Origin of the sequence: Bradyrhizobium sp. RD5-C2, assembly GCF_019972155.1 — a bacterium.
Taxonomy (GTDB): domain Bacteria; phylum Pseudomonadota; class Alphaproteobacteria; order Rhizobiales; family Xanthobacteraceae; genus Bradyrhizobium.
Genome location: NZ_BOVL01000019.1, coordinates 291,359 through 318,217, shown reverse-complemented (window position 1 = coordinate 318,217; position 26,859 = coordinate 291,359). Strand labels below are relative to the sequence as shown.

The following is a 26,859-nucleotide window of genomic DNA, read 5'->3' as shown; positions in this document are numbered from 1 at the left end:
CATCAATCATCAACGTCGATGGCGAGCACTGCAAAGCTCGCGAGCCAGTGTTCGCCCATATAGTCGCTGGCGATATGCGGCAGGCCGGCATCGAGATGGCCTCGCGCAGCATCCAGCAGGATCGGGCGTCGCGGATCGGCTTCCGGCAAGGCGTCGGCCAGCGTGCGCCAGCACCATGCCCGGCTGAGATTGAGTCCATCGAGATGCGCAAGCTTGCCATCCGACCGATCGGTGACCGTTGCCGGCCGGAACAGGGTTGCGGGTTCGCGTTGCGCGAGCCGCGGCAGGAAGCGATCAAACCAGGGTAGGAAGTCGCCGGGCGCGAGGAGCCGGCGCATGCATTCGGCTTCGATCAGCGCCGACGACTGGAAATCATCGCCGCTCGGCTCGCCCCAGGCGGGACAATCCTGATCGGCGCCGTACCAGCGCAGCGCCGTCTCGCGCAACAGCGCGTCAAACGCGTCGTCCTGTGTCACTGCGGCGTAGTCGGCGGCCATGCGAAGCCCGAACGCGGTGTTGAAATGCGTGCCGACCCGCACCGGATAGGTGGCGAGCGGCAGGAAGTCGCGAAAGCGCTGTGCGAAGATGGCGGCAAGCGGCGTGATTTGCGCGCGCCACCGCGTCTCGTCGAGCAGCGCGAGCTCTGCGGCGAGCTTCAACAGCCAGCCCCAGCCGTAAGGCCGTTTGAAGCCGCGCGCCGTCGGAGCGGCGAGATAGGCGCATTCGACGGCAACCTTCTCTGCAACGAACTGAGTGTCAAACAAGGCGCGGATCTCACTTGCCGTCTCGGACGCCGGATAGCGGCGCAGCAGCCGGGCGAGCATCCAGTAGCTGTGGACGCAGGAGTGCCAGTCGTAGCTGCCGAAGAAGACCGGATGCAACTCGCGCGGCGTGCGTGCATCCTGTGGCCCGGCCAACACGTGGTCCGGCTTGTTTGGATATTCGCGTGTGACATGGCCGAGCGCGATGCGGGCGAAACGGACGGCGAGGTCTTCGGTCAGGATCGTCGCGCTCATGATGGCGCTTTCTCCTTGCGCTCGCGCCGGACCAGCAGCAGCTCGATCAGGCGCGGCATCATATAGATCGGAAACTGTGTGGCGGCGAAGAACAGCGCCGTCATCGGCGACACCGCCGCGCCCATTGCCGACCAGACCAGTCCGACGTTGCGGTTGCTCAGAATGAGGCCCGTGGTCAATCGCTCCGCCAGCGGCCCCGGCGTGAGCAGCGCGCCAAGCGCTTGCAGCGCAAGATTACAGGCGAAGGCAAGGCCCACCAACGTCAGCGCGGTGGCCGGCTCCGCTGCGATCTGTGCAGGCACCCCCGCCATGGTGGAAATCGCGAACACGAGCAGCGAGGCGAGCACAAGCGCGTCGATGATGCGCGAATGCCGCACCAATTGTGCTGCGGCCTGACGACGAAGCAGCAACGCCAGCGCGCCGGCACCGACCACCAGCAGCGCCAGCCGCGCGGCGAGCGCCAGCGGATCGAGCGCGAGACCGGCAAATCCCGCCGCGATCAGCGGAACCGTGACCGGCGCCAGCGCCATCGACAGCAGCGTCACGGCGAGCGGAATGGTCGCGTCGAAGCCGAGCATGCGTGCGACCGCCGCCGTGCCGGTCGATGGTGGTGCACACACCGACAGCACCAGCGCAACTATCAGCTCCGGCCGAAATCCGGCGCCACGCGCTGCGAAGCCGACTGCGAGCGGGCAGGCCAACATCGCCAGCGCCGGCAATAGCAGCGAGACCAGCGGACGCCCCAGCGCGCGCCGGAATGCCGCGCCGTCGACCTGGAGAAATGTCCCGAGGACGAGAACGAAGATCGCGGCCGCCATCAGCGGGCGCACGCCGGCCGCCAGGGCCGGGAAAGCCAGCCCGGTCAGCACGCCGATGACCAGCAAGGTCGGCCCGCGCGGCATCAGCTTCGCGAATGATCGTCCCAAGTCTGAACGTCTCAAGTCTTTTCGCCTCGTGGTCGTGTCCGGCGCGACCGTAGGCGCATGCAGATCATTGTTGAAATCGATTGTTCTTATAAGCATTATTGCTGTGATGAATTTAGCTGCCGTCGATCTCAACCTGCTGGTCGCGTTCGAAGCGCTGATGGAGGAGCGCCACGTTACCCGCGCGGCCGAGCGCATTGGGCTCGCCCAGCCGTCGATGAGCAGCGCGTTGCGCAGGCTGCGCGCGCTGTTTGCGGACGAACTGTTCCTGCGCGCCGGTGCCCGCATGCAGCCGACCGAAAAGGCCCTGGCGCTGGCCGGGCCGATCGGTGAGGCGTTGCGGCACATAAGGGGCGCGCTGGCGCCCGATCGGGGCTTCGATCCGGCCACCGCGCGAAGGCGCTTCACCATCGCTGCGACCGACTACGGCGACCTCGTTCTGGTGCCGGAACTGAGCCGCCTGTTGCGCATGGAGGCGCCGGGCATCGACCTTGCCGTGCGTCCGCTGACTGACACGACGGCGGCCCTGGCGAAGCTCGAGCGCGCCGAGCTCGATGCGCTGATCGGCGGCCATCTGCCGGACTCGCCACGCTGCGTCCGGCACCGGCTGTTCGAGGAACGCTTCGTCTGCATCCGCGACGGCGTGCGCGCGGGCCGATCGGAGACGCTCAACCTGGAAGATTATGCGAGCCTGCCGCATGCGCTGTTCTCCGCGGCCGGCGGCGACGGGCTGCCGAGCGTGATCGACGCGCTGCTGGCGCGGCATCGGCTGAAGCGGCGGGTCGCCGTGACGCTGGCGCACGTGGTGGCCGTCCCCTTCGCCGTGGCCGGCACCGATCTCATCGCCACGATGGCCGAACGCGTCGCCCGCCGCTTCACGCATCTCGCCGAAATTACCGTCGTGATGCCGCCGATCGACATCCCTGCCTTTGCGATCGATCTGATCCATACAGTCCGCGCGGCAGAAGATCCGGCGCTGCGCTGGTTCCTGGATGCCGTCGATCGCAGCATCCGCCGGCTGCGATAATCAGCGGTGATGGCTGATCTACAGGGGTGGCTAACGACAGCCGCCGCTCCCTATATTGGCGCCTGATTCGAACCAGGCAGCCCATGCGCGTTTTCAGCGTTCCCGTCTCCGCGCCGTTCCTGCGCACCGTGATTTCGGCGCTGGTCGATGGACGGCTGGTCGCGGGATTCGAGGCACGCAACGATCCCGCAAAGCTCGCCGGCGCCACGCTCTACCTGCCGACCCGTCGCGCCGGACGGCTGGCGCGCGAAATCTTCCTCGATGTGCTCGATTCCGATGCCGCCGTGCTGCCGCGCATCGTCGCGCTCGGCGAGATCGATGAGGACGAGCTTGCCTTCGCCGACCAGGGCGACGATGTCGGCGGCGCTGCGCCGCTGGAGATTCCGCCACGGCTCGGCGAACTCGAGCGCCGGCTGACGCTGGCGCATCTGGTCGCGGCCTGGGCGAAGACGCCGGTATCGGCGCCGCTAGTGGTCGGCGGCCCGGCCTCGACCTTGCAGCTTGCCGGCGATCTGGCACGGCTGATGGACGACATGGTGACGCGCGGCGTCGACTGGCGCGCGCTCGATCGGCTGGTGCCGGACCAGCTCGACAAATACTGGCAGCACTCGCTCGACTTCCTGCGCATCGCGCGCGACGCCTGGCCGAACTACCTCAAGGAGATCGGCCGGATCGAGCCCGCGGCGCGCCGCGATCTCCTGATCGAGGCGGAAGCGGCGCGGCTCACCGCGCATCCCACTGGCCCGGTGATCGCGGCCGGTTCGACCGGCTCGATGCCGGCCACCGCAAAATTCCTCCACGCAGTGGCGAAGCTTGCGAACGGCGCCGTGGTGCTGCCCGGGCTCGACACCGATCTCGACGAAGATTCCTGGGACACGATCGGCGGCGAGCGCGGCGACGACGGCAGGTTCACCACGCCGCCCTCGTCGAACCATCCGCAATTCGCGATGCACGCGTTGCTCGACCGCTTCGGCATCAAGCGCCGCGATGTCGAGAGCCTTGCCGAACCTGCGCCGCTCGGTCGCGAGGTGCTGGTATCTGAGACGATGCGCCCCTCGACCGCAACCGCGCAATGGCACGACCGGCTCGAGCGGCCCGAGATCGTGGCGCGGATTTCCGCCGGGATGACCAATCTCACCGTGGTCGAGGCGCCCAATCCCGAAATGGAGGCACTCGCGATCGCAGTCGCAATGCGCGAGGCGCGGCATCTCGGCAAGTCAGCCGCGCTGGTGACGCCGGATCGCGCGCTCGCACGCCGCGTGATGGCCTCGCTGACACGCTGGAATCTGGAGTTCGACGATTCCGGCGGCGATGCGCTGATCGAAACCCCGCCCGGCGTGTTCGCCCGCCTCACCGCGGAGGCCGCGGCCAAGGGGCTGGAGCCGCCGACATTGCTCGCGCTGCTCAAGCATCCGCTGTTCCGGCTCGGCGGCGCCCATGGCGCGCTGAAGCGCGCGATCGAGGTGCTGGAGATCGCGCTGTTGCGCGGCACGCGGCCGCAAGCTGCGACCGGCGGCCTCGCGCGCGATTTCGCCCGCTTCCGCGCCGAACTTGTGAAACTCAACAGTGGCGAGACTTCGTCGCTGCACGCCATGGAGCCACGCGCCCGGCTGCGCGACAACGAGCTCAACCAGGCCCAGGACCTGATCGCCAGATTGCAAACGGCGCTGGCGCCGCTGGAAGGCATGGCCTCGTCAAGACCCTATGATTTCGCCGAGCTGGCCGCGCGTCACCGCGAGGCGCTGATCGCGCTGTCGGCCGACCAGAACGCCGTCGCCATGGTGTTCGAGGAGCGCGCCGGCGCATCGCTGGCGTCGGCCTTCGACGAGCTGCTCGCCAAGCAGCAGCCGAGCGGGCTGATGACGCCGCTGTCAGATTATCCCGAGGTGTTCCAGACCGCGTTCGCCGACCGCATGGTGCGGCGGCCGGAATCGGCGCGTGCGCAGCTCAACATCTTCGGCCAGCTCGAGGCGCGTCTGACCGAGTCGGATCGCGTCATCCTCGGTGGGCTGGTCGAGGGCGTCTGGCCGCCGGCGCCGCGGATCGATCCGTGGCTGAGCCGGCCGATGCGGCACGAGCTCGGGCTTGATCTTCCCGAACGGCGCATCGGCCTTTCCGCGCACGACTTTGCGCAGTTGCTCGGCCATGACGAGGTGATCCTGACCCATGCGGCCAAGGTCGGCGGCGCGCCGGCGGTCGCTTCGCGCTTCCTGCACCGGTTAGAGGCGGTTGCGGGCGAAGCGCGCTGGAAGGCCGCGACATCGGCCGGCGAAGCTTACGTGCAATATGCCGCCGAGCTCGACCGGCCCGACACCGTCGCGCCGATCCCGCAGCCGGAGCCACGGCCACCGCGCGACGCACGGCCGCTGAAAATGTCGGTCACCGCAATCGAGGACTGGCTGCGCGATCCCTACACGATCTATGCGCGCTACATCCTCAAGCTCGATCCGCTCGATCCCGTCGACATGCCGCTGTCGGCCGCCGATCGCGGCTCGGCGATCCACGAATCGCTCGGCGAGTTCACGCAAACTTACGCCGACGCGCTGCCTGACGACATCAAGAGCGCGCTGCGCGACATCGGGGCCAAGCATTTTGCGCCACTGATGGAGCGGCCCGAAGCGCGCGCGCTGTGGTGGCCGCGCTTCCAGCGCATCGCAGCGTGGTTTGCCGAATGGGAGCAGGCCCGGCGCGGCAATATTGCTGCGATCAAGGCCGAGATCCGCGGCGAGATCGGCATTCCGCTCGACGATGCCAGGACGTTCACGCTCTCGGCGCGCGCCGACCGCATCGAGCGGCATGCTGACGGCAGCTTCGCGATCCTCGACTACAAGACCGGCCAGCCGCCGACTGGCAAGCAGGTGCGCATGGGCCTGTCGCCGCAACTGACGCTGGAAGCCGCGATCCTGCGCGAGGGCGGCTTTGCCGACATTCCGGCGGACTCCTCGGTCGGCGATCTCGTCTATGTCAGGCTGAGCGGCAACAACCCGCCGGGCGAGCAGCGCTCGCTGGAGCTGAAGATCAAGACCAACGACACGCCGCAGCCGCCCGACGAAGCCGCCGACAGCGCGCGGCGCAAGCTGGAAGCCTTGATTCGCGCCTTCGACGACGAGCAGCAGGCCTACACCTCGCTGAACCTCTCGATGTGGGCGAATCGTTACGGCGCCTATGACGACCTCGCGCGCATCAAGGAATGGTCCGCCGCCGGCGGCCTGGGGATCGAGGAATGGTGAAGGCGCCCCGCCCGATCCCGCCAGCGGTGCGCGACGCGCAGGCGCGCGCGTCCGATCCGAAGGCGTCGACCTTCGTGTCGGCGAATGCCGGCTCCGGCAAGACCCATGTGCTGGTGCAACGCGTGATCCGCCTTTTGCTGTCCGGCGTGCCGCCGGAGAAGATCCTCTGCATCACCTTCACCAAGGCCGCCGCCGCAAACATGGCCGAACGCGTGTTCACGACGCTCGGCCATTGGGTCACGCTCGACGACACCGCACTCGATACCGCGATCCGCGAGGCCGGCATCGCACATCCATCCGCCTCGCTGCGGCGCGAGGCGCGCAAGCTGTTTGCTTGCGCGCTGGAGACACCAGGCGGTTTGAAGGTGCAGACCATCCACGCGCTGTGCACCCGCCTGCTGCAACAGTTTCCGTTCGAGGCCAACGTGCCGGCGCGCTTCGCCGTGCTGGACGACCGCGACCAGAACGAGATGATGGAGCGCGCCAATCTCGCGGTGTTCCTCGAGGCGTCGCGGATTCCCGACAGTCCGATCGGTCGCGCGCTGCGGACGGCGATGGCAAACGCCGCCGACGTCACCTTCAAGGAAGTGGTCCGCGAGGCTTGCCTGAGCCGCGACCATTTCATGGCCTGGACCGATGCCGCCGGCAACGCCGCAGCCGCCGCCGCGCAGATGTCGGCGGCGCTGGGCGTCTCCGCCGATATTCGCATCGAGGATGTCGAGCGTGAGATCGTCGACGGGCCGAACCTGCCGCGCTCGAGCTGGAAAGAGATGGCGACGCTCCTCGACACCAGCAGCAAGGCGGACCAGAAGCAGGCCGAGCGGCTGCGGAGCGCGCTGACCTTCACCGGGGCGGCCCAGGTTGAGGAATATCTCGGCGTCTTCCTGACCGATGACCGCGCGCCGCGCGCGTCTGTGGTCACCAACAACTTCATCAAGAAGAATGCCGTCGCGGGCCACCGGTTCGAGGCGGAGGTCGACCGGCTCGGCCCCCTGATCGAGCGCCGCCGCGCCGCGGTCGCGCGCGACCGCACCGAGGCGCTGATCCACATCGCGACCGCGGCGGCCGCGCACTATCGCCGCGAAAAGCTGGAGCGCGGCCTGCTCGACTACGACGACCTGATCGACAAGACGCTGGCGATGCTCGACCGCGTCTCCTCGGGCTGGGTGCATTACAAGCTCGACCGTGGCGTCGATCACGTGCTGATCGACGAGGCGCAGGACACCAGCCCGCGGCAATGGGACATCGTCGCGCACATCATCTCGGAGTTCACCTCCGGCGCCGGCGCGCGCGACGGCCTGGTGCGCACGGTGTTCGCGGTCGGCGACGAGAAGCAGTCGATCTTCTCGTTCCAGGGCGCCGCGCCGCGCGAATTCGACCTGCGGCGGCGCGAGCTGAAGCGGCGGTTCGAGGAGGCCGGGCTGAAATTCGATCCGGTGTCCTTCACCTATTCGTTCCGCTCGGGGCCGGTGATCCTGCATTCGGTCGACCATGTGTTCCGCGAGCAGGAGATCTTCCGCAGCATCCATGCCGTCGAGAACGGCTATCCGATCCACAATGCGATGACTGACGCCGGCCCCAGCCTGATCGAGCTCTGGGATCTCGCGGTGGCCGACGACCGCCAGGACATCGAAGGCTGGCGCGCGCCGTTCGACGGCGTCTCGGTAACCAGCCCGGAGGTGAAGCTCGCGCGGCGCATCCAGGCCGAGATCAGGCGCCTGGTCGAGAGCGGCACCATGACCGGCAGCGAAGGCGGACGACGGCCATTGCGCTATGGCGACATGCTGATCCTGGTGCGGCGGCGCGGCAACGCCTTCGACGCGGTGATCCAGGCGCTGAAGCACGCCAACATTCCGGTCGCCGGCGCCGACCGGCTGAAGCTGACCGAGCACATCGCGATCATCGACCTGATGAACCTCGCCGACGCGCTGCTGCTGCCGCAGGACGATCTCGCGCTCGCGGTGGCGCTGAAGAGCCCGCTGTTCGGCCTCGACGACGACGATCTGTTCAAACTGACGTATCAGCGTCGCGGTGCGCTGCGCGAGGCGCTGGCCGCGCAGGCGCCGACCGAAGAGCGATTCTCGGCCGCGCTGCGCCGCCTCGTACAATGCGAGCGCCGCTTCTGCGAGGAGACGCCGTTCGCGTTCTACGCCTGGCTGCTCGGCGGCGACGGCGGACGGGCGCGCATCCTGCGCCGGCTCGGCCACGAGGCCAATGACGCGCTCGACGAATTCCTCGAACTCGCGCTCGGCTATGAGCGCAAGGCGCCGGCCTCGCTGCAGGGTTTCATCGCCTGGCTGCGTGCCGCCGACACCGAGGTGAAGCGCGACATGGAGATTTCGCGCGACGAGGTCCGCGTCATGACCGTGCACGGCGCCAAGGGCCTCGAGGCGTCGGTGGTGTTCCTAGTCGACACCACGACCTCGCCGTCGGACACGCAGCGGCTGCGGCTGGTCCATCTGCCGCAGGGCAACGCCGCACCGAACGCGCCCGGCGTCGTGGTGTGGGCCGGCAAGAAGGCCGAGGATCCGCCCAATGTCGCCGACGCGCGCAAGGCGATGCTCGGCGATACCGAGGACGAATATCGCCGCCTGCTCTATGTCGCCATGACACGGGCGGCCGACCGGCTGATCGTCGGCGGCTGCATGCCCGGCAACATGAACACGGTGCGGAAATCCTGCTGGTACGATCTGATCACCAAGGGGCTCGCCAATTCCGGGCTCAAGCTCGAAGAGCTCGAGACGCCGGCCGGCAAGGTGACGCGCTATTCGCGGCCCGACGACGTTGCCGATCTCACCGGCACTGCGGCGTCAACGGCCACGGCACCGATCGCGCTGCCGTCCTGGCTGCGGACCGCGGCCGCACCTGAAGCCTCCGCCGCCGGCGTGCTGCGCCCGTCCGATCCGGCTGAAGGCGACAGCCATCCGATACGCACGGGCGAATCGGTGCTGCTGCGCGCCCGCGCCCTGCAACGCGGCACGCTGGTGCACCGGCTGTTGCAATCGCTGCCCGATGTCGCGGTGGAACGACGGCTCGGCGCGGCGCTCGGCTACCTAGCTCGTAACGCCGACGGCTGGAGCGAGGACGAGCGGGCGGCGCTGGCTCGGCAAGTGGTCGCCCTGACCGTCGATCTGCGCTTCGCGCCGGTGTTTGCCCCCGGCAGCCGTGCCGAGGTCTCGATCGTGGGCCGGCTGGAGCGGCCGGGCCAGCCGAAGGTGCTGGTCTCGGGCCAGATCGACCGGCTGGTGGTGACGCCGAACGAGGTCCTGATCGTCGATTTCAAGACCAACCACGCCCCGCCAAAGACCGCCGCCGAGGCTCCCAAGGGCTATATCCGGCAGCTCGCGCTTTATCGTGCGGTACTGGCCAAGCTTTATCCCCAAAGGATCATCCACGCCGCCCTGCTCTGGACCGAAACCCCTGAAATGATGGAGATTTCGGCCTCCGCGCTGGACGCCGGGCTGGCATAAGGTCATGTCGGCGTGAGCGAGCTTGACCCGGCAAGGGGGCATTCATACGTTTGCCCCATGCTCCCGGGCGCGATTCTCAACCGCCCTTTTGTCTCAACTGAACGAGGTACTCACATGGCCGTTGGCAAGGTTTCTGACGCCGATTTCGAAGCCGAAGTGCTCAAGGCGACCGGGCCGGTGGTCGTCGACTTCTGGGCCGAATGGTGCGGACCCTGCCGCATGATCGCGCCCGCTCTCGATGAGATTTCCGGCGCGATGGGCGACAAGGTCAAGATCGTGAAGCTCAACGTCGACGAGAGCCCGAAGACCGCGTCGAAGTACGGCGTGATGTCGATCCCGACCCTGATGATCTTCAAGGGCGGCGAGATGGCGTCCCGTCAGGTCGGCGCCGCGCCGAAGGCCAAGCTGCAGCAGTGGATCACCGCTGCGGTCTGATCCAATTCGAATTAGCTGATTTTGCGAAGCGGCCGGCGTCATGCCGGCCGTTTTGTTTTGTGTGAGCCGATTGATTCTGGCGCGTCATGGCCGGGCTTGACCCGGCCATCCATCCGCTTTGGAAAGAGGTTCGTGCGAAGATTGATGGACACGCGGGTCAAGCCCGCGTGTGACGAAGGTTGCACGCAGGCAGACTACCTGATCCATCCGGTCGCCAGCGCTGACGCGAGCTCGGCCTGGCCGTGCTGCCGCGCCAGCGCTGCCATCGCGGCGTGATCGTAGGGGATGTGGCGGAAGGTGACGTCCCAGTCGCCATCAACCTTTTCAAGGATCGCGTAGCGCGCATCCGGCGAACCGGCCTCCACGACATGCGGATGCGGCTTGCCGGCGCGATAGCCGGGCGAGCCGACGCTGCCGGGATTGACGATCAGCCGGCCATCGCGAAGCCGCACCGCGCGCGCGGTATGGGTGTGTGCGCAGAGAAGCAGCGATTGCGTCACGCCGGCCGCCCTCGCCTCGATCGATTCCAGCGTCGACATGCAGACTTCACCGCTCGGCAGCACGGTTTCGAGCCAATAGGTCTCGTCGTCCTGCGGCGTGGCGTGACAGAGGAACACATCGTCGCGATAGACCGCATTCGCGGGCAGTGTGCGCAGCCAGTCGAGATGCCGCGGCTCGAGCTGGGTGTAGGTCAGCCGCTCCCAGGAGCCCATTTTGTCGTGCGGGCGGTCGATCAGATAGCGGTCGTGATTGCCGAGCAGACGGACCGCATCGAGCGCCATCAGCATGTCGATGGTCGGCCGCGCGTCGAGCGGCCCGCTCACCATGTCGCCGAGATCGACGATGTCGGAAACGCCCTGCGCACGGATGTCCGAGAGCACGGCTTGAAGCGCGAGATGGTTGCCGTGGATGTCGGCGATCGCAGCAAAACGCATGGTGTCTCGTCCTTCCTGATGCGCACCACATCCGGGACGCAAGCGCTGTTATGCAGGAGGCGTGCCGTTGGCCGCAAGCACCGGGCCGGCGAGGTACAGCGAGCCCGTGATCAGGATGCGCGGCGGCACCTCATAGGCCAGCGTGGCAAGCCGTTGCAGCGCGGCGTCGACGCCGGATGCGATCTCGACGCGCATGCCGAGCGCACGCGCGGCATCGGCGAGCTTGTCCGGCGCCATGCCGTTGTCGCGGCCGGGCACCGGGACCGCGATGATGTGGCGCGTCAGTCCGGCGAAATTGGCGAGGAAGGCGTTGGCATCCTTGTTGGCCATCATGCCTGCGATAACGACCAGCGGTCGCGACACCCGCTCCTCGAGATCGCCGAGCGCCGCCGCCGCAACGCGGCCGCCCTCGGCATTGTGCCCGCCATCGAGCCAGACCTCGGAGCCCTGCGGTCCCTGGCAGACCAGCGCGCCGGAAACCAGCCGCTGCATCCGCGCCGGCCATTCCGCATTGACGATGCCGGCCTCGAAGGCTGCGATGTTGAGCTTGAAGGTGTCGATCGCACGCAAGGTCGCGATCGCGAGGCCCGCATTGTCGAACTGGTGCCGGCCGAACAGTCTTGGCGCGGCGAGATCCATCAAGCCGCGCTCGTCCTGATAGACCAGCCGGCCGCGCTCGACGCCGACATGCCATTGCTGGCCGGCCGCATGCAGCGGCGCGCGCATGCGGTTCGCCTCCGCCTCGATCACGGCCATCGCGTCCGGCGCCTGCTCGCCGCACACCACTGGCACCTTGCGCTTGATGATCGCGGCCTTCTCGCCGGCGATCAAAGTCAAGGTATCGCCGAGGAATTCCATGTGGTCCATGCTGACCGGCGTAATCACCGAAGCGAGCGGCGTCTCGACCACATTGGTCGAATCGAGCCGGCCGCCGAGGCCGACCTCGAGCAGCGCGACGTCGGCCGGATGCTTTGCGAACAGGCAGAACGCCACTGCCGTCTCCATCTCGAAGATGGTGATGGGATGGCCGGCGTTGACGCGCTCGCAATGCTCGAACGTCGTGCGCAGCTCGTCGTCACCGACGAGCTTGCCGCCGCCGGTCGCACCCAGCCGGTAGCATTCGTTGAGCCGCACCAGATAGGGCGAGGTGAAGACGTGCACGCGCAGGCCGGCGGCTTCGAGGATCGCGCGCAGATAGGCGATCGTCGAGCCCTTGCCGTTGGTGCCGGCGACATGGATCACCGGCGGCAGCTTGCGCTCGGGGTGATCGAGCCGCTCCATCAGGCCGCGCATGCGATCGAGGCTGAGATCGATGCGCTTCGGATGCAGCGCCGATATCCGCGCGATCAACGCCTCGAACGAGGGTTGCGATGGGGCGGCGCTTGCGGTCACGCGTGCGGCGCGGCCGGCACCGTCTCCGGGGCCGTGACGATCTGGGCCGGTTCGGTGACGGCGACCGTGGGCTTGGACGCGGTTTCAGGCGCCGGTGCCCTGGTCAGCAGGCGGCACAGCCGCGCCAGCGTGGCCTTCATCTCATGGCGGTGCACGACCATGTCGACCATGCCGTGCTCACGCAGATATTCGGCGCGCTGGAAACCTTCCGGCAGCTTCTCGCGGATGGTCTGCTCGATCACGCGCGCGCCGGCAAAGCCGATCAGCGCACCGGGTTCGGCAATCTGGACGTCGCCGAGCATCGCATAGGAGGCGGTGACGCCGCCGGTGGTCGGATTGGTCAGCACCACGATATAGGGCTGCTTCGCCTCGCGCAGCATCTGCACGCCGACCGTGGTGCGCGGCATCTGCATCAGCGACAGGATGCCTTCCTGCATCCGCGCGCCGCCGGATGCGGCGAACACGATGAAGGGCGACTTCTTCTCGACCGCGAGTTCGAGCCCGCGCACGATCGCTTCACCGGCGGCCATGCCGAGCGAGCCGCCCATGAAATCGAAATCCTGCACCGCGACCACGACGCCGGTGCCCTCTAACTTGCCGTAGCCGACCTTGACCGCGTCGTTCAGGCCGGTCTTGGCCCGCGCATCCCTGATCTTGTCGACATATTTGCGCTCGTCGCGGAATTTCAGCGGATCAGCCGTTACCTCAGGCAGCGCGACATCGAACCAGGTCTCGTTGTCGAAGATCGACTTCAGCCGCGCCACCGCGCCCATGCGCATGTGGTAGTTCGAGCCGGGGATGACGAACTGGTTGGCCTCGACGTCCTTGTAGAACACCAGCTGCCCGGAATCCGGGCACTTGATCCAGAGGTTTTCCGGCGTCTCGCGCCGCAGGATGTTGCGGATCTTCGGCCGGACGACGTTGGTGAGCCAGTTCATGGTTCGCTCCGAAATGCGGGTCGGTCCCAGCACCAGCTGGATATATGGCAGGCCGGGCGAACCCGGCAAGCCGCCGTTGGCGGCCTTGTTGCCGCAAAATGTGGCTTATTCAGCGGCCTGTTTGGCGCCCCGGACCCCCTGCGCCAGCGCGGACACCAGATCCGCCACCGCGCTCACGGTCTTCGGCGTCGCGCGGCCCTCGGCATCGAGATTGGCCCGCACCACATCGACGATCGCGGTGCCGACCACGGCGCCGTTGGCGTTCTCGGCGATCGCGCGCGCCGTTTCCGGGGTGCGGATGCCGAAGCCGACGCAGACCGGCAGCTTGGTGTGGCGCTTGATGCGGGCGACAGCTTCCGCAACCGCGTTCGAATCGGCCGTCGCAGCGCCGGTGATGCCGGTGATCGAGACGTAATAGACAAAGCCCGAGGTGTTCGCGAGCACCGCCGGCAGACGCTTGTCGTCGGTGGTCGGCGTCGCGAGGCGAATGAAATTCAAACCGGCCTTCAGCGCGGGGATGCAGAGCTCGGTGTCTTCCTCCGGCGGCAAATCGACGATGATCAGGCCATCGACGCCGGCGGCCTTGGCATCGGCGAGGAAGCTCTCGACGCCGTAGATATAGATCGGATTGTAGTAGCCCATCAGCACGATCGGCGTCGCGTTGTCGTCCTTGCGGAAGTCGCGGACCATCGCCAGCGTCTTGCGCAGCGTCATGCCGCCCTTGAGCGCGCGCAAACCGGCGGCCTGGATCGACGGGCCATCGGCCATCGGATCGGTGAACGGCATGCCGATCTCGATGACGTCGGCGCCGGCCTTCGGCAGCGCCTTGAGGATGTCGAGCGAGGTTTTTGCGTCGGGGTCGCCGGCCATCACGAAGGTGACGAAGGCGGAGCGGCCCTGCTGCTTCAGCTCGGCGAAACGTGCGTCGATACGGGTGGTCACTTTTGCCTCGCCTTCAAGATATCGCCGACCTGCGGCACGTCCTTGTCGCCACGGCCCGAGAGGTTGACCACCATCAGGTGATCCTTCGGCCGCTGCGGCGCGAGTTCGGACAGCTTTGCGATCGCGTGCGCGGATTCCAGCGCGGGGATGATGCCTTCGAGGCGCGACAGCAGCTGGAATGCTGCCAGCGCTTCCTCGTCGGTGGCCGAGAGATATTTGACGCGGCCTGCCTCATGCAGCCATGCGTGCTCGGGGCCGATGCCGGGATAGTCGAGGCCGGCCGAGATCGAATGCGCTTCCTCGATCTGGCCGTCGGCGTCCATCAAAAGATAGGTGCGGTTGCCGTGCAGCACGCCGGGGCGCCCGCCGGCGAGCGAGGCCGCATGCAGCTGCGTCAGACCGTGACCGGCCGCCTCGACGCCAAAAATCTCGACCGAGGGATCGTCGAGGAACGGATGGAACAGGCCCATCGCATTGGAGCCGCCGCCGATGCAGGCGATCAGCGAGTCCGGCAGGCGGCCCTCGGCCTCCTGCATCTGGTTGCGCGTCTCGTGGCCAATGATCGACTGGAAGTCACGCACCATCATCGGATAGGGGTGCGGACCCGCCACCGTGCCGATGCAATAGAAGGTGTTGTGCACGTTGGTGACCCAGTCGCGCAGCGCGTCGTTCATCGCGTCCTTCAGCGTGCGCGCACCCGACTGCACCGGGACGACCTTGGCGCCCAGCATCTCCATGCGGATCACGTTGGGCTGCTGCCGCTCGACGTCGACGGCGCCCATATAGACCACGCATTCGAGCCCGAAGCGCGCGCACAGCGTCGCCGTCGCCACGCCATGCTGGCCCGCGCCGGTCTCGGCGATGATGCGCTTCTTGCCCATGCGGCGCGCGACCATGATCTGGCCGAGCACGTTGTTGACCTTGTGCGAACCGGTGTGGTTGAGCTCCTCGCGCTTCAGATAAATCTTGGCGCCGCCGAGATGCTCGGTGAGCCGTTCGGCGAAATACAGCGGCGAGGGCCGGCCGACATAATCCTTCAGATAGACATTCATCTCGGCCTGGAACGCCGGATCGGCCTTGGCGTCGGCATAGGCCTTTTCGAGATCGAGGATCAGCGGCATCAGCGTTTCCGCGACGAAGCGTCCGCCGAAGATGCCGAAATGCCCGCGTTCGTCGGGGCCGCTGCGGAAGGAATTGGGCAGGTTTTGATTCATCGAACCATCAGTTCTTGGGTCGTTCTTTGGGTTGCGCGTGCGGCGCGGATGAAGGCGCGGATCAGCTCGGGATCCTTGACGCCCGGCGTGCGCTCGACGCCCGACGACACGTCGACCCCGCCGGCGCGGGTGACGCGGACAGCTTCGGCGACGTTGTCGGCGTTGAGCCCGCCGGAGACCATGTAGGGCAGCGCGAGATCGAGATTTTCCAGCAGGTGCCAATCAAACGGCGCACCGAGACCGCCCGGCCGCGTGGCATCCTTCGGCGCGCGGGCATCGAACAGGATACGGTCGGCGACGCCGGCATAGCCCGGCAGCGGGGCGAGGTCGGCCGCGGTCTCGACCGGGAGCGCCTTCATCAGCGGCAGGCCGAACTTCTGCTTGATGTCGCGCAGCCGCGCGGTGGTTTCCTTGCCGTGCAATTGCAGGATATCCGGCCGCAGCGTCTCGACGATGTTTTCCAGCGTAGCGTCGTCGGCATCGACGGTCAGCGCGACCTTGACGGCGCGGCCCTTGGCCTGTTTGCCAAGCTCACGCGCGGTCTCGAGGCTGATATGGCGCGGCGACGGCGGGAAGAACACGAACCCCACCATGTCCGCGCCGCCCTCAAGCGCGACGTCGAGCGTCTCGCGCGTGGACAGGCCGCAGATTTTGACGAGCAGGGGCATGGTCTCGAAACGGGTCTCAAAGCGGGTTTTCGGGCGTCCGGAACAGGGCTGAACCCGGTCCGACGGGGCGGGTTCTACAACGTCGCGCCCTGCTTGTCTCGCCCATTGGGCCCGTAAAACCCAAGCTGGGCCGGGGCCGAACGACGCTGCGCGTCGTCCCGGGAGGCAACGGCCCTGAGGTCGGCGAGCTCGGCACGGACGTGGCGGGCGTCGGCCTCATGCTGGCGGGCGGCACGGCGCCAGCGCCCCTGCTTGAACCAGGTTCCGATGCCACCGGCGATCACGCCAAGAATGGCGGACGCGATGATGACGACGAACAGCGGCAGTGTGACCGCAACCGTCGGCGTCACAGAGTTGAAGGGATCGAACGACACCGTCACCCAGTGACGGTTGGCGACGGCGAAGATGATGAAGATCAGTCCGAGCGGAACGACGACGACTGCCGTGAAGAACTTTCGCATGACCGTCTCTCGCAGCGATGGAGAAAGTGCGGGCGCATCGCCCGCCGCACGGCAACGCCGGACGTCGCGCGCCAACCGTCCGCCTTGTTAGGCGTCAGCCTTGGGCGCGTCGATCTTGGAGGCTCCCGCCTCAGCCTCGTCGCGATTGAGGCGCTCGCGCATTTCCTTGCCGGTCTTGAAGAACGGCACGCTCTTCTGGTCGACCGGCACATGCTCGCCGGTACGCGGGTTGCGGCCGGCACGGGCCGGGCGATGCTTCACCGAGAACGCGCCAAAACCGCGTAGCTCGACGCGGTCGCCACGCGCCAGCGCCGCGACGATTTCATCGAGAATCGCATTCACAATGTTCTCGACGTCCCGCTGGTAGAGGTGCGGGTTGTGCTCGGCGATACGCTGAACAAGTTCGGATTTGATCATCGAAAATGGGATCCGGGCTCTTGCGGAAACCCATTTCCGTGAAAATGCCGTGCACTGTCAAGACGCTAAATCGATTTAGGGCGCCGCGAAATCGCGTGACAAATAGCCCAATTGGGGCATGCGGCGATTCCCGCTGAGCGGGAATACCCTGATCAGTACGCCTTTCGCTCTCGACTAGTCGGTTCCTCCGGGAGTCCACAGCGCCAGCATGCCGTCGAGCCCGAATCGGTCGACCGCCTGGGCCACGCCACCCTGCTCGATCCGCCGCGCGATGCCACCAAGACCGAACGCATCGAGCGTCATCGACGCGGCGGTGCGCAGGAAGGTCAGGTCGCTGAATCGCGGATTAAGCTTGTAATTGCGCACCGGCAGGTCGCTTTTGACCTTCTTCTCCGCAACCAGCCAGGCGATCGCGGTCTTTTCATCCCCGAGCTGATCGATCAGCTTGAGATCGACCGCCTGCCGGCCGGTGAAGACGCGGCCGTCCGCGACCTTCTCCAGCAGGGCGTCATCCATGCCGCGCCGTTCCTTCACCAATCCACGGAACCAGGCATAGGAATCCTTGACCAGGCCGTCGATCGCGGCGCGGGCCTCCGGGCTGGTCGGCTCGAAGCCGTTGGGCGCCGCCTTCAGCGGGGAAGATTTGATCTCTTCCATCTTCACGCCGACGGTCTTGAGCAATTCGGACACGTTGGGAAACTGGAACAGCACGCCAATCGAGCCGACCAGCGAGGTCTGCTGGGCGACGATATGGTCGGAGGCGATCGCCGTGATGTAGCCGCCCGAGGCCGCCAATCCCTCGACCACGACGACAAGCGGCTTCTTCGCCTTCAACTGCACCAGCGAATCGTAAAGCTGCTCGGAGCCCGCGGTGGTGCCGCCGGGCGAATTGATGTGCACGACAACGGCCGCATAGCTCGACTTGCCGAGCCGCTCCAGCGCCTCGACGCGCTCCTGGTCGCTGCGGATCAGTCCGTCGATATTGATCCGCGCGATCGCGTTCGACGTCGAGAAGGCGCCGCGTCCGCCGGCGGCGATCACACCCACGCCGACGATGGCCGCGATTGCAATGACCGCAGCGGCGACGCGCCAAAATGTCAGCTTGCGCCTGATCCGGCGACGGTCGACGATCACGTCTGAATCCAGCGACATCCGATCTCTCCAGAAATAGTCAGCGCGCAATCCGCGCGTTTTGCCGTCGCAGCGTCACTATCAGCTTAGCCAAATACATCAATTGCGACGCAATATGAAGAAAACAAGGCCCGCGACCTGACGGTACCTGCCGGATTTCGCTGCGCTTCATCCGGGCTACGGGACAACAAAAAAGGCCCCGGCTTGCGCCGGGGCCCCGATGTTCGCCTCAACGAGACGAATGCTTACTTGTCGGTGCCGCGGTTCTTCAGCGCGGTGCCGAGGATGTCGCCAAGCGTCGCTCCCGAATCGGAGGAGCCGTACTGCGCGATGGCTTCCTTCTCTTCGGCAACTTCCAGCGCCTTGATCGAGACCTGCACCTTGCGGGCCTTCTTGTCGAACTGGATGACGCGGGCATCGACCTTCTCGCCGACGGCGAAGCGTTCGGCGCGCTGGTCGTTGCGATCGCGGGCCAGCTCGGACCGCTTGATGAAGGTGGTGAACTCGGTGCCCGAAATCCGGACCTCGATGCCGCTCTCCTTCACTTCGAGCACTTCGCAGGTCACGACCGCGCCCTTCTTGACGTCACCCGGCTCGGCGAAGGGGTCGCCTTCGAGCTGCTTGACGCCGAGCGAGATACGCTCCTTCTCGACATCGACATCGAGCACCACGGCCTTGACCATGTCGCCCTTCTTGAAGTTGTCGATGACCTGCTCGCCCGGAAGCTTCCAGTCGAGGTCGGAGAGGTGGACCATGCCGTCGACGTCGCCCTCGAGACCGAGGAACAGACCGAACTCGGTCTTGTTCTTGACCTCGCCCTCGACCACCGAACCGACCGGGAACTTCTCGACGAAGACTTCCCAGGGATTGCGCATGGTCTGCTTGAGGCCGAGCGAGATGCGGCGCTTGACCGAATCCACTTCGAGCACCTGCACTTCGACTTCCTGCGAGGTCGAAACGATCTTGCCGGGGTGCATGTTCTTCTTGGTCCACGACATCTCGGAGACGTGGATCAGGCCTTCGATGCCCGGCTCGAGCTCGACGAACGCGCCGTAGTCGGTGATGTTGGTGACGCGGCCGGTGAAGCGGGCACCCAGCGGGTACTTGGCTTCGATACCCTGCCACGGATCATCCAGCAGCTGCTTCATGCCCAGCGAGATGCGGTGCGTCTCGTGGTTGATCTTGATGATCTTGACCTTCACGGTCTGGCCGATGGTCAGCACCTCGGTCGGGTGGTTGACGCGACGCCAGGCGATATCGGTCACGTGGAGCAGGCCGTCGATGCCGCCGAGATCAACGAACGCACCGTAATCGGTGATGTTCTTGACCACGCCGTCGATCACCTGACCCTCTTCGAGGTTCTGCACCAGCTCCTGGCGCTGCTCGGCGCGGGTCTCTTCGAGAACCGTGCGGCGCGACACCACGATGTTGCCGCGGCGGCGGTCCATCTTGAGGATCTGGAACGGCTGCGAGTTGTTCATCAGCGGCGCGACGTCGCGGATCGGGCGAATGTCGACCTGCGAGCGCGGCAGGAAGGCCACCGCACCGTCGAGGTCGACCGTGAAGCCGCCCTTGACCTGGTTGAAGATGACGCCGTTGACCTTTTCGTTGTTCTGGAACGCCTTCTCGAGCTTGCCCCAGCTTTCCTCGCGGCGCGCCTTGTCGCGCGACAGCACGGCTTCACCGAGCGCATTCTCGATCCGGTCGAGGAACACCTCGACCTCGTCGCCGACTTTCAGATCGCTTTCACGGCCGGGGCCGGCGAATTCGCGCAGCGCCACGCGGCCTTCGGTCTTCAGGCCGACGTCGATGACGGCCATGTCCTTCTCAATTGCAACCACCTTGCCCTTGATGACCGAGCTTTCCTGCAAATTGCCGCCGGCAAAGGATTCATCAAGCATCGCCGCGAAGTCGTCGCGGGTGGGGGTATAGGAAGACACAGTATTCGAAGCCATTTGTTCTCCAAATGCGGGATCGTGCCGGCCGTTCGGGTTGATGGGCGCACCGCGCGTGAAGTGTCAGGGTTCCGCAAACCCTGACGACCGCTCATTGCAGGAGGTGCAACAGCGGGCCGGCAGTAAAACTGCACGTTCGGTACGTTTGAATTGTCCGGAGCCTGAAACGAAAATATCGACTTCAAGACCTGGGAGCGGGCGTTCCTCCAGATGCGGCGAGGGTTCAAACCCGGCGCCGGCCCGCTCAGACACGGCCTCGACACGGTCGATGGCGCTCCGAACGGCGCTGATATAGCTCCGGGGCCCATTTTGGGCAAGCCGGAAATGCCCGATTTACGGGCGCTTAAGGCTAATCTCGCCCCGACGGCGCTCCAGATCCGGCCTCGCAACGCGCTGTTGACCGAGTCGCGTGAAATGCCCCCGCAGGAGAACGCCGCGGAACCCGCCCTTAAGCAGCACCCCATACGATAGCACCGTTCAAAACAGGGGGATTACCAATGAAAAGCTTTGTGGTGCTGGCGGCGATCGCCGTCCTGACGATCGGAAATGCGATTGCCGGGATGCCCGGCGCTGCTCCGGCCGCGGACGGCGCGTCTGCCACGGTGGCGCAGCCGCTGCTCAGCATGGCCGAGCAGGAATTGCCGTTCGACCGCTACTGGTCGAAGAACTGATCCAACGGGTCCAAAAGCAGACGGTCCAAAGCGGGCCGGTCTAAAAACGAGCTTGGCGCGATGACCTCGTCATCGCGCTTTTTCTTGTCCGGAGCCTGACCGATCAGCGCCGGGCGCGCGCCGCCTCGACAATGGCGATAGCGGCGCGGACACCGGCCTCGATGTCGAGATTGGAATTGTCCAGCGTGTGGGCGTCCGCCGCCGGCCGCAGGGGCGCAATCGCGCGGTTCTTGTCCCGATCGTCACGCTTGAGGATGTCGGCCAGCACCGCCTCCTCGTCGGCATCCTCGCCGCGGGCGCGGGCCTCCAGGGTGCGCCGCCGCGCCCGCACGCGCGGATCGGCGACCACGAAGATCTTCACGTCGGCGTCCGGACAGATCACGGTGCCGATGTCGCGCCCATCCAGCACCGCACCGGGCGGATCGGCGGCGAACTGGCGCTGGAAGCTGACCAGCGCCTCGCGCACCCTCGGAAAGGCCGAGACGACGGATGCGCCCTCGCCGACCTTCTGGGTCTTCAGGATCGGATTGCCGAATTTCTCGGGATCGAGCTCGAGCGCGACGGCCACCGCCAGCGCCTCATCGTTGAGGTCGGCGCCCTGCGCCATCATCGCATAGGCCACCGCGCGGTAGATCACGCCGGTGTCGAGATGGCGGTAGCCGTAGTGGTGGGCGAGCCGCTTGCCGAGCGTGCCCTTGCCGGAGGCGGCGGGTCCGTCGATGGCGATGATCATGCGAAGTCAGCTCCGAGCGCGCGCATCATCGGAATGAAATCCGGGAAACTGGTGGCGATGAAGGCGGTGTCATCGATCTTCACCGGCCGATCCGAAGCGCAGCCCATCACCAGCGCCGACATCGCGATGCGATGATCCATGTGGGTGGCAACGAGGCCGCCGCCTGGAACGTGGCCGCGGCCCTCGACGATCAGGTCATCGCCGGAAACCTCGACCTTGACGCCGTTGACGCGCAGCATGTCGGCGGTGGCTTCGAGACGGTCGGACTCTTTGACGCGCAGCTCCTGCAAGCCGCGCATGATCGTGGTGCCCTCGGCAAATGCGGCGGCGACGGCCAGCACCAGATATTCGTCGATCATCGACGGCGCGCGCTCCGGCGGCACCTCGACGCCCTTCAGCTTCGAGGCACGCACGCGCAATTGCGCCATCGGCTCGCCGGCATCGCCGCGCAGATCGCTCTCCTCGATCGAGGCGCCCATTTCACGCAACGTGGTGAACAGGCCGGTGCGAAGCGGATTGGTCATCACGTCGGAGAACACGACGTCGGATCCTTCGACGATCAGCGCCGCCACGATCGGGAACGACGCCGAGGACGGATCGGCGGGCACCACGACCTCGGCGCCGTGCAGCTCGGGCTCGCCGTTCAGCGAGATCCTGCGGCCGTGGCTGCCTTCCTTCTCCGTGGAGATCTCGGCGCCGAAATGCTTCAGCATCAGCTCGGTGTGGTCGCGGCTCGCCTCCTGCTCGATGACCGTGGTGATGCCGGGCGCGGACAGGCCCGCCAGCAGCACCGCGGACTTGATCTGGGCCGAGGCGACCGGGGTCTTGTAGACGATCGGCACCGGATAGCGGGCGCCGTGCAGGGTGAGCGGCAGCCGGCCACCGTCCCGGATGTCGCTGGTCCGGGCCCCCATCAGCTCCAGGGGATCGAGAATCCGGCGCATCGGCCGCGTACGCAGCGAGGCGTCGCCGTCGAAAATGGCCGCGATCGGGCAACCGGCCACCGCGCCCATCACCAGCCGGCAGCCGGTGCCGGAATTGCCGAAATCGAGCGGGGCTGCGGGCTGCGCGAAGCCGCCGACCCCGACGCCCGAGACCGACCAGGCAAACGGCGCCGTCCGCTCCACCTTGGCGCCCAGCGCGCGCATGGATTTGGCGGTATTGATGACGTCCTCGCCCTCCAGAAGGCCGGAAATGCGGGTTTCGCCTACCGAAAGCGCCCCGAGGATCAGGGCACGGTGGGAAATCGATTTGTCGCCGGGAACGCGGACCTTGCCGGCCAGGGGGCCGCAAACGCGCGATTCCAGCGGGGTCGGGGTGTCGGAATGGGCCAAGATTGTGTCCTCTCGCGCCGCGGCAGGTATCACATAGGCAACACCGCGTCACGCGCCCGTCACTTGCGCGCAAACCGCTATTGACAGCGGCTCCTCAACTAGCCAAGTGAAGCACCGTTTTTCAGCAAAATTCTGGGATGACCACGTTGGCTAAGTCCGAGCTCGGAACCAAGCGCATTTGCCCGACCACGGGCAAGAAGTTCTACGACCTCAACAAGAATCCGGTGATTTCGCCCTACACCGGTGAGGTCGTGCCGATCGCGCCTGTCGCCCCGCCGCGGGGCGGCCGTGGCGCCACCGTCAGTTCGCCTGCGACCGCCGCCGAGATGCCCGAGGCGGCCGAGACCGAAGAGTTGGTCTCGCTCGAGGAGGCCGATGCCGAGGAGAACACCGGCAAGGTCAAGGCCGTGGTTCCCGAATCCGAGGACGATATCGAGGTCGATGAGACCATCGACGACGATGACGACGACGATTCGACCTTCATCGCCGACGAGGAAGAGGGCGATGAGGACGTGACCGATATTATTGGTGACGTCGGCGGCGACGAAGAGACTTGAGATCGGCGCCGATCTATGATCAACGGTGCTGCCGCGCGAGTCATCCAGGCCGCGCGGGCCGGGATTGATCCCCCCAGGATCATCCCAACTGGATAAGGGGCCATAGCTCAGCTGGGAGAGCGCTTGCATGGCATGCAAGAGGTCGGCGGTTCGATCCCGCCTGGCTCCACCACGCTTCGCCCTTCGGGCTACGCGTGGCGCAGCCACGGGTTGCCTGAAGGGCGAAGCGTGGTGTCCGGCGTAGCCCGAAGGGCGAAGACGGACGGGTCAACACACCCCTTTATCGATATCACGAACGGTTCGGTACTCCGGCCAACTGTGGATGCGCATGTGGTACGTCTACATCATCCGCAGCATCGACTTCCCTGATCAGGAATACGTTGGCGCCACCGAGGATCTGAAACGACGGATTCCCGAGCACAATGCCGGCAAGTCCGCGCACACTTCAAAATTCAAGCCGTGGCAGCTCGTCTGGTACTGCGCGTTTCCCGACAAGTACAAAGCGCTGGCGTTCGAGAAATACCTCAAGTCCCACAGTGGCCGCGCCTTCGCCAAGAAGCGCCTTTAGCAGCCTCCGCCCCGCATCTTTGATCCAGAACAAAGCTCGAGCGTCCATTGGTTGCTATCTTGTCCGTCGCCAACGGACGCCAAGCCATGCGCGATTCCAGCTGGACGGAATTCTTGCGGTGCCCGAGGTGCCAACGCACGGGCCATGCCCGGCTTTCGGAAATCGCTCCCTTTAGAAATCGGATCGATCGGGTCCCGGAGGGCTTTGAGATTCGTCACGACGAGCGCGGCAGCGATTTCCAGTGCGCGACTTGTCGCGTGCCGGTGCTGCCCTGACGGGCGCGGCTCGTTGCACGCCGCCTACTCCCCCAGCACCGCATTGAGCCGGTCGCGCAACGCGACGATCTCGTTCTTCATCGTCATCAACTCGCCAACCGTGCAGTCCGAGGCCGCGAGGATCGACTGCGGAACGGCCTTGGCCTTTTCGCGCAGCGCGTGGCCCTGCGGCGTCAGCGCGATCAGCACAACGCGCTCGTCTTCGGTGCTGCGGGTCCGCTTGATCAGCTCCGCCGCCTCCAGCCGCTTCAAGAGCGGCGTCAGCGTACCGGAATCCAGGAACAGCCGCTCGCCGAGGTCCTTCACCGGCACGTCGTCGCGCTCCCACAGCGCCAGCATCACGAGATACTGCGGGTAGGTCAGCCCGAGCCGGTCGAGCAGCGGCTTGTAGACGCGGTTGAAGGCGTGCGCGGTCGAATAGACCGCAAAGCAGATCTGGTTATCGAGCCGCAGCGCCTGATCCGCCGCCGTCTGTTTCCTGACCATGATTCCCATCGAATCCATCTCGTTTCCGCGTCATTCTGGCCTCTCGGGACCACGGATTCAATTGCGAACAATTAAATGTGAGGCCGCATAAATTATATTGCGCACAATTTAACCGCATGCAATACATCTGAGATCGAATTCAAACCCAAGTCGAAACTACCCAAGTGCAAAACCCAAGGGAGACCACGATGTCTGTGAACGTGCTCTACAAGACCAGCGCCAAGGCAACCGGCGGCCGCGATGGCCATGCGGCAACGCTCGACGGCGCACTCGACGTCAAGCTCACGACCCCGAAGGAGCTCGGTGGCGGCGGTGGCGCCGGCAACAATCCGGAGCAGCTGTTCGCAGCCGGCTATGCCGCCTGCTTCATCGGCGCCATGAAGTTCGTGGCCTCACAGGGCGGCCCCAAGGTTCCCGCCGACGCCTCGGTGACCTCGACGGTCGGCATCGGCCCGCGCTCGGAAGGCGGCTTCGGCCTTGCCGTTGACCTCGCCGTCTCGCTGCCCGGCCTGTCCCGCGCCGACGCCGAAGCGCTGGTCGAGAAGGCCCACCATGTGTGCCCGTATTCCAACGCGACCCGCGGCAATGTCGACGTCAAGCTGAGCGTCGTCTAATTCACCGACGCCAATAGTCCGCCACGTCCCGCGTGGCGGACTATTGCATTCAAGAGAGCATTGCATTGCAAATGCCAGTTCGCTCTTTTCAGTTCGCTTGGCGAACGCATGCGCCGCCTGCTGCATGGGCCTGCGCCGACGGAAGCATTGCTGCCTCGCCTGAAGACCGTTAGCTCTGGGACCTCGTCTTCTAGTCCCAACTGAGCGAAGGTTGTTTCCATGAATACCCCAGCGGCTACGGGCGCGATGACCGGACTGCGCGTGATCGATCTGACGCGCGTGCTCGGCGGCCCGTATTGCACCCAGATCCTTGCCGACCACGGCGCCGACGTAATCAAGGTCGAGCCGCCTGCCGGCGACGAGGTGCGCGACTGGGGCCCTCCCTTCCATGAGGAAGACGCGGCCTATTTCGTCGGCATTAACCGCAACAAGCGCTCGATCGGCCTCGACCTCGCCTCCGAGGGCGGCCGCGCGGTGCTGATGAAGATGCTCGAGACCGCCGACGTGCTGATCGAGAATTTCAAGCCGGGCACGCTCGACAAATGGGGCATCGGCAACGACGTGCTGCGCGCGAAATTTCCGCGCCTCGTGCATTGCCGGATCTCCGGCTTCGGCGCCGACGGCCCGCGCGGCGGCAATCCCGGCTATGACGCGATCATCCAGGCGATGACCGGCATGATCGCGGCGACCGGCTCGCCGGAGAGCGGCCCGATGCGCATCGGCGTGCCGCTGGTCGACATCACGACCGGGCTCTATGCGGCGATCGGCATCCTGATGGCGCTGTCGGAGCGGCAGCGCTCCGGGCTCGGCCAGTTCATCGAAACCACGCTGTATGAAACCGGGCTTGCGATCATGCATCCGCACACCGCGAACTATTTCATGCATGGCAAGCCGCCATCGCTCACCGGCAACGAGCATCCGAACCTTGTGCCTTATGCGATCTTCCCGACCAAGACCGACAACATCTTCATCGGCGTCGGCAATGACGGCACCTTCCGCAAGCTCGCCAAGGAGATCGGCAAGCCCGAGCTCGGCACCGATCCGCGCTTTGCCCGCAACAAGGACCGCATCGCCAACCGCGATGCGCTGCGCGCCGAGCTTGCCGCTGTCTTCAGCCAGCACGAGGCCGAGCCGCTGTGCAACCGGCTGCTCGCCGCCGGCCTGCCGGCCGGCCCGGTACAGAAGATCGACCAGGCGCTGACCAACCCGCACACGATCCATCGCGGCGACGTCATCGAGAAGGATTGGTACAAGGGCGTCGCCTCGCCGATCCGGCTCGAACGCACCAAGCCGAGCCTGCGCCGCACGCCGCCGAAGTTCAGCCAGCACGCTGCGGAAGTGCTCGGCGAGTTCGGCTACTCCAAGGACGAGATCAACGGCCTGGTCGACAAGGGCGTGGTCTGCGGTCCCCAGCGCAAGCGCTGACAGCGTATTCGAGCAAAGCCCGTCCCGCACCTGATGCGGGAT

24 protein-coding genes and 1 tRNA gene are annotated in these 26,859 nt (G+C 66.1%); 10 read left to right on the top strand and 15 right to left on the bottom strand.

The features are described from left to right. Positions 1-2: 2 nt before the first annotated feature. Together BraRD5C2_RS22545 and BraRD5C2_RS22540 are read right to left on the bottom strand one after the other, a co-directional pair. A complete protein-coding gene (locus tag BraRD5C2_RS22545; RefSeq protein WP_223971553.1) occupies positions 3-1,016 on the bottom strand; it encodes a DUF2891 domain-containing protein in 1,014 nt (337 codons plus the stop codon). Next, positions 1,013-1,918: a hypothetical protein gene (locus tag BraRD5C2_RS22540; RefSeq protein WP_223971552.1), complete on the bottom strand. Its 906-nt coding sequence runs from the start codon at positions 1,916-1,918 to the stop codon at positions 1,013-1,015. The genes BraRD5C2_RS22545 and BraRD5C2_RS22540 overlap by 4 nt, the downstream gene beginning before the upstream one ends. Here BraRD5C2_RS22540 and BraRD5C2_RS22535 point away from each other — a divergent pair. From BraRD5C2_RS22535 to trxA, 4 genes are all read left to right on the top strand, one after another. Then, positions 1,890-2,966 carry a LysR family transcriptional regulator gene (locus BraRD5C2_RS22535; RefSeq protein ID WP_223971550.1) on the top strand — a complete coding sequence of 359 codons (1,077 nt, stop codon included), beginning with the start codon at positions 1,890-1,892 and terminating at the stop codon, positions 2,964-2,966. The genes BraRD5C2_RS22540 and BraRD5C2_RS22535 overlap by 29 nt on opposite strands. A gap of 83 nt (positions 2,967-3,049) precedes the next feature. Continuing rightward, on the top strand, positions 3,050-6,196 hold the full coding sequence (gene addB / locus BraRD5C2_RS22530; protein ID WP_223971547.1) for a double-strand break repair protein AddB: 3,147 nt from the start codon (positions 3,050-3,052) through the stop codon (positions 6,194-6,196). After that, entirely contained in the window at positions 6,190-9,666 is a 3,477-nt protein-coding gene (gene addA / locus BraRD5C2_RS22525; RefSeq protein ID WP_223971545.1) for a double-strand break repair helicase AddA, read from the top strand. The genes addB and addA overlap by 7 nt, the downstream gene beginning before the upstream one ends. A gap of 114 nt (positions 9,667-9,780) precedes the next feature. Next, positions 9,781-10,101: a thioredoxin gene (gene trxA, locus BraRD5C2_RS22520; protein WP_016847387.1), complete on the top strand. Its 321-nt coding sequence runs from the start codon at positions 9,781-9,783 to the stop codon at positions 10,099-10,101. Positions 10,102-10,295: 194 nt separating this feature from the next. On the opposite strand, the gene BraRD5C2_RS22515 is transcribed toward trxA, so the two are convergent. From BraRD5C2_RS22515 to rpsA, 10 genes are all read right to left on the bottom strand, one after another. Next, complete coding sequence (locus BraRD5C2_RS22515) at positions 10,296-11,036, bottom strand: metallophosphoesterase family protein (protein ID WP_223971543.1); 741 nt, start codon at positions 11,034-11,036, stop codon at positions 10,296-10,298. Positions 11,037-11,084: 48 nt separating this feature from the next. Then, the gene (locus BraRD5C2_RS22510) at positions 11,085-12,329 is read right to left on the bottom strand and encodes a bifunctional folylpolyglutamate synthase/dihydrofolate synthase (protein WP_374708042.1); all 1,245 of its coding nucleotides are present in this window, start codon (positions 12,327-12,329) and stop codon (positions 11,085-11,087) included. Positions 12,330-12,424: 95 nt separating this feature from the next. Continuing rightward, the gene (gene accD / locus BraRD5C2_RS22505) at positions 12,425-13,366 is read right to left on the bottom strand and encodes an acetyl-CoA carboxylase, carboxyltransferase subunit beta (protein ID WP_223971538.1); all 942 of its coding nucleotides are present in this window, start codon (positions 13,364-13,366) and stop codon (positions 12,425-12,427) included. Positions 13,367-13,471: 105 nt separating this feature from the next. Continuing rightward, on the bottom strand, positions 13,472-14,308 hold the full coding sequence (trpA, locus tag BraRD5C2_RS22500) for a tryptophan synthase subunit alpha (RefSeq protein ID WP_223971537.1): 837 nt from the start codon (positions 14,306-14,308) through the stop codon (positions 13,472-13,474). Then, positions 14,305-15,522, bottom strand: coding sequence for a tryptophan synthase subunit beta (trpB, locus tag BraRD5C2_RS22495; protein ID WP_223971535.1), 1,218 nt, complete (start codon positions 15,520-15,522; stop codon positions 14,305-14,307). The genes trpA and trpB overlap by 4 nt, the downstream gene beginning before the upstream one ends. Continuing rightward, a complete protein-coding gene (locus BraRD5C2_RS22490) occupies positions 15,519-16,190 on the bottom strand; it encodes a phosphoribosylanthranilate isomerase (protein ID WP_223971533.1) in 672 nt (223 codons plus the stop codon). Before BraRD5C2_RS22490 ends, trpB begins: the two co-directional genes overlap by 4 nt. 74 nt (positions 16,191-16,264) lie before the next feature. After that, the gene (locus BraRD5C2_RS22485) at positions 16,265-16,651 is read right to left on the bottom strand and encodes a LapA family protein (RefSeq protein ID WP_223971532.1); all 387 of its coding nucleotides are present in this window, start codon (positions 16,649-16,651) and stop codon (positions 16,265-16,267) included. 87 nt (positions 16,652-16,738) lie between these two features. Further along, entirely contained in the window at positions 16,739-17,068 is a 330-nt protein-coding gene (locus BraRD5C2_RS22480; protein WP_050426527.1) for an integration host factor subunit beta, read from the bottom strand. Between the two features lie 174 nt (positions 17,069-17,242). After that, the gene (sppA, locus tag BraRD5C2_RS22475) at positions 17,243-18,220 is read right to left on the bottom strand and encodes a signal peptide peptidase SppA (protein WP_223971530.1); all 978 of its coding nucleotides are present in this window, start codon (positions 18,218-18,220) and stop codon (positions 17,243-17,245) included. A gap of 224 nt (positions 18,221-18,444) precedes the next feature. Beyond that, positions 18,445-20,154 carry a 30S ribosomal protein S1 gene (gene rpsA / locus BraRD5C2_RS22470; RefSeq protein WP_050404279.1) on the bottom strand — a complete coding sequence of 570 codons (1,710 nt, stop codon included), beginning with the start codon at positions 20,152-20,154 and terminating at the stop codon, positions 18,445-18,447. Between the two features lie 497 nt (positions 20,155-20,651). Here rpsA and BraRD5C2_RS22465 point away from each other — a divergent pair, with 497 nt between their 5' ends. Continuing rightward, the gene (locus BraRD5C2_RS22465) at positions 20,652-20,825 is read left to right on the top strand and encodes a hypothetical protein (RefSeq protein ID WP_223971527.1); all 174 of its coding nucleotides are present in this window, start codon (positions 20,652-20,654) and stop codon (positions 20,823-20,825) included. A gap of 103 nt (positions 20,826-20,928) precedes the next feature. On the opposite strand, the gene cmk is transcribed toward BraRD5C2_RS22465, so the two are convergent. Next, positions 20,929-21,558: a (d)CMP kinase gene (gene cmk, locus BraRD5C2_RS22460; RefSeq protein ID WP_223971525.1), complete on the bottom strand. Its 630-nt coding sequence runs from the start codon at positions 21,556-21,558 to the stop codon at positions 20,929-20,931. Beyond that, positions 21,555-22,892: a 3-phosphoshikimate 1-carboxyvinyltransferase gene (gene aroA / locus BraRD5C2_RS22455; protein ID WP_223971523.1), complete on the bottom strand. Its 1,338-nt coding sequence runs from the start codon at positions 22,890-22,892 to the stop codon at positions 21,555-21,557. The genes cmk and aroA overlap by 4 nt, the downstream gene beginning before the upstream one ends. Before the next feature lie 146 nt (positions 22,893-23,038). Here aroA and BraRD5C2_RS22450 point away from each other — a divergent pair, with 146 nt between their 5' ends. From BraRD5C2_RS22450 to BraRD5C2_RS22440, 3 genes are all read left to right on the top strand, one after another. Next, on the top strand, positions 23,039-23,449 hold the full coding sequence (locus BraRD5C2_RS22450) for a TIGR02300 family protein (RefSeq protein WP_092126373.1): 411 nt from the start codon (positions 23,039-23,041) through the stop codon (positions 23,447-23,449). Positions 23,450-23,545: 96 nt separating this feature from the next. Beyond that, a tRNA-Ala gene (locus BraRD5C2_RS22445) sits at positions 23,546-23,621 on the top strand. A gap of 156 nt (positions 23,622-23,777) precedes the next feature. Then, positions 23,778-24,017, top strand: coding sequence for a GIY-YIG nuclease family protein (locus tag BraRD5C2_RS22440; RefSeq protein WP_050426575.1), 240 nt, complete (start codon positions 23,778-23,780; stop codon positions 24,015-24,017). A gap of 299 nt (positions 24,018-24,316) precedes the next feature. Here the strand turns inward: BraRD5C2_RS22440 and BraRD5C2_RS22435 are convergent, their stop codons facing one another. Next, positions 24,317-24,778, bottom strand: a complete 462-nt coding sequence (locus tag BraRD5C2_RS22435; RefSeq protein ID WP_223971521.1) for a MarR family winged helix-turn-helix transcriptional regulator — start codon at positions 24,776-24,778, stop codon at positions 24,317-24,319. 188 nt (positions 24,779-24,966) lie between these two features. On the opposite strand from BraRD5C2_RS22435, the gene BraRD5C2_RS22430 reads away from it, so the two are divergent. Beyond that, positions 24,967-25,392 carry an organic hydroperoxide resistance protein gene (locus tag BraRD5C2_RS22430; protein ID WP_076863571.1) on the top strand — a complete coding sequence of 142 codons (426 nt, stop codon included), beginning with the start codon at positions 24,967-24,969 and terminating at the stop codon, positions 25,390-25,392. A gap of 219 nt (positions 25,393-25,611) precedes the next feature. Then, a complete protein-coding gene (locus BraRD5C2_RS22425) occupies positions 25,612-26,817 on the top strand; it encodes a CaiB/BaiF CoA transferase family protein (protein WP_223971519.1) in 1,206 nt (401 codons plus the stop codon). Positions 26,818-26,859: the final 42 nt, after the last annotated feature.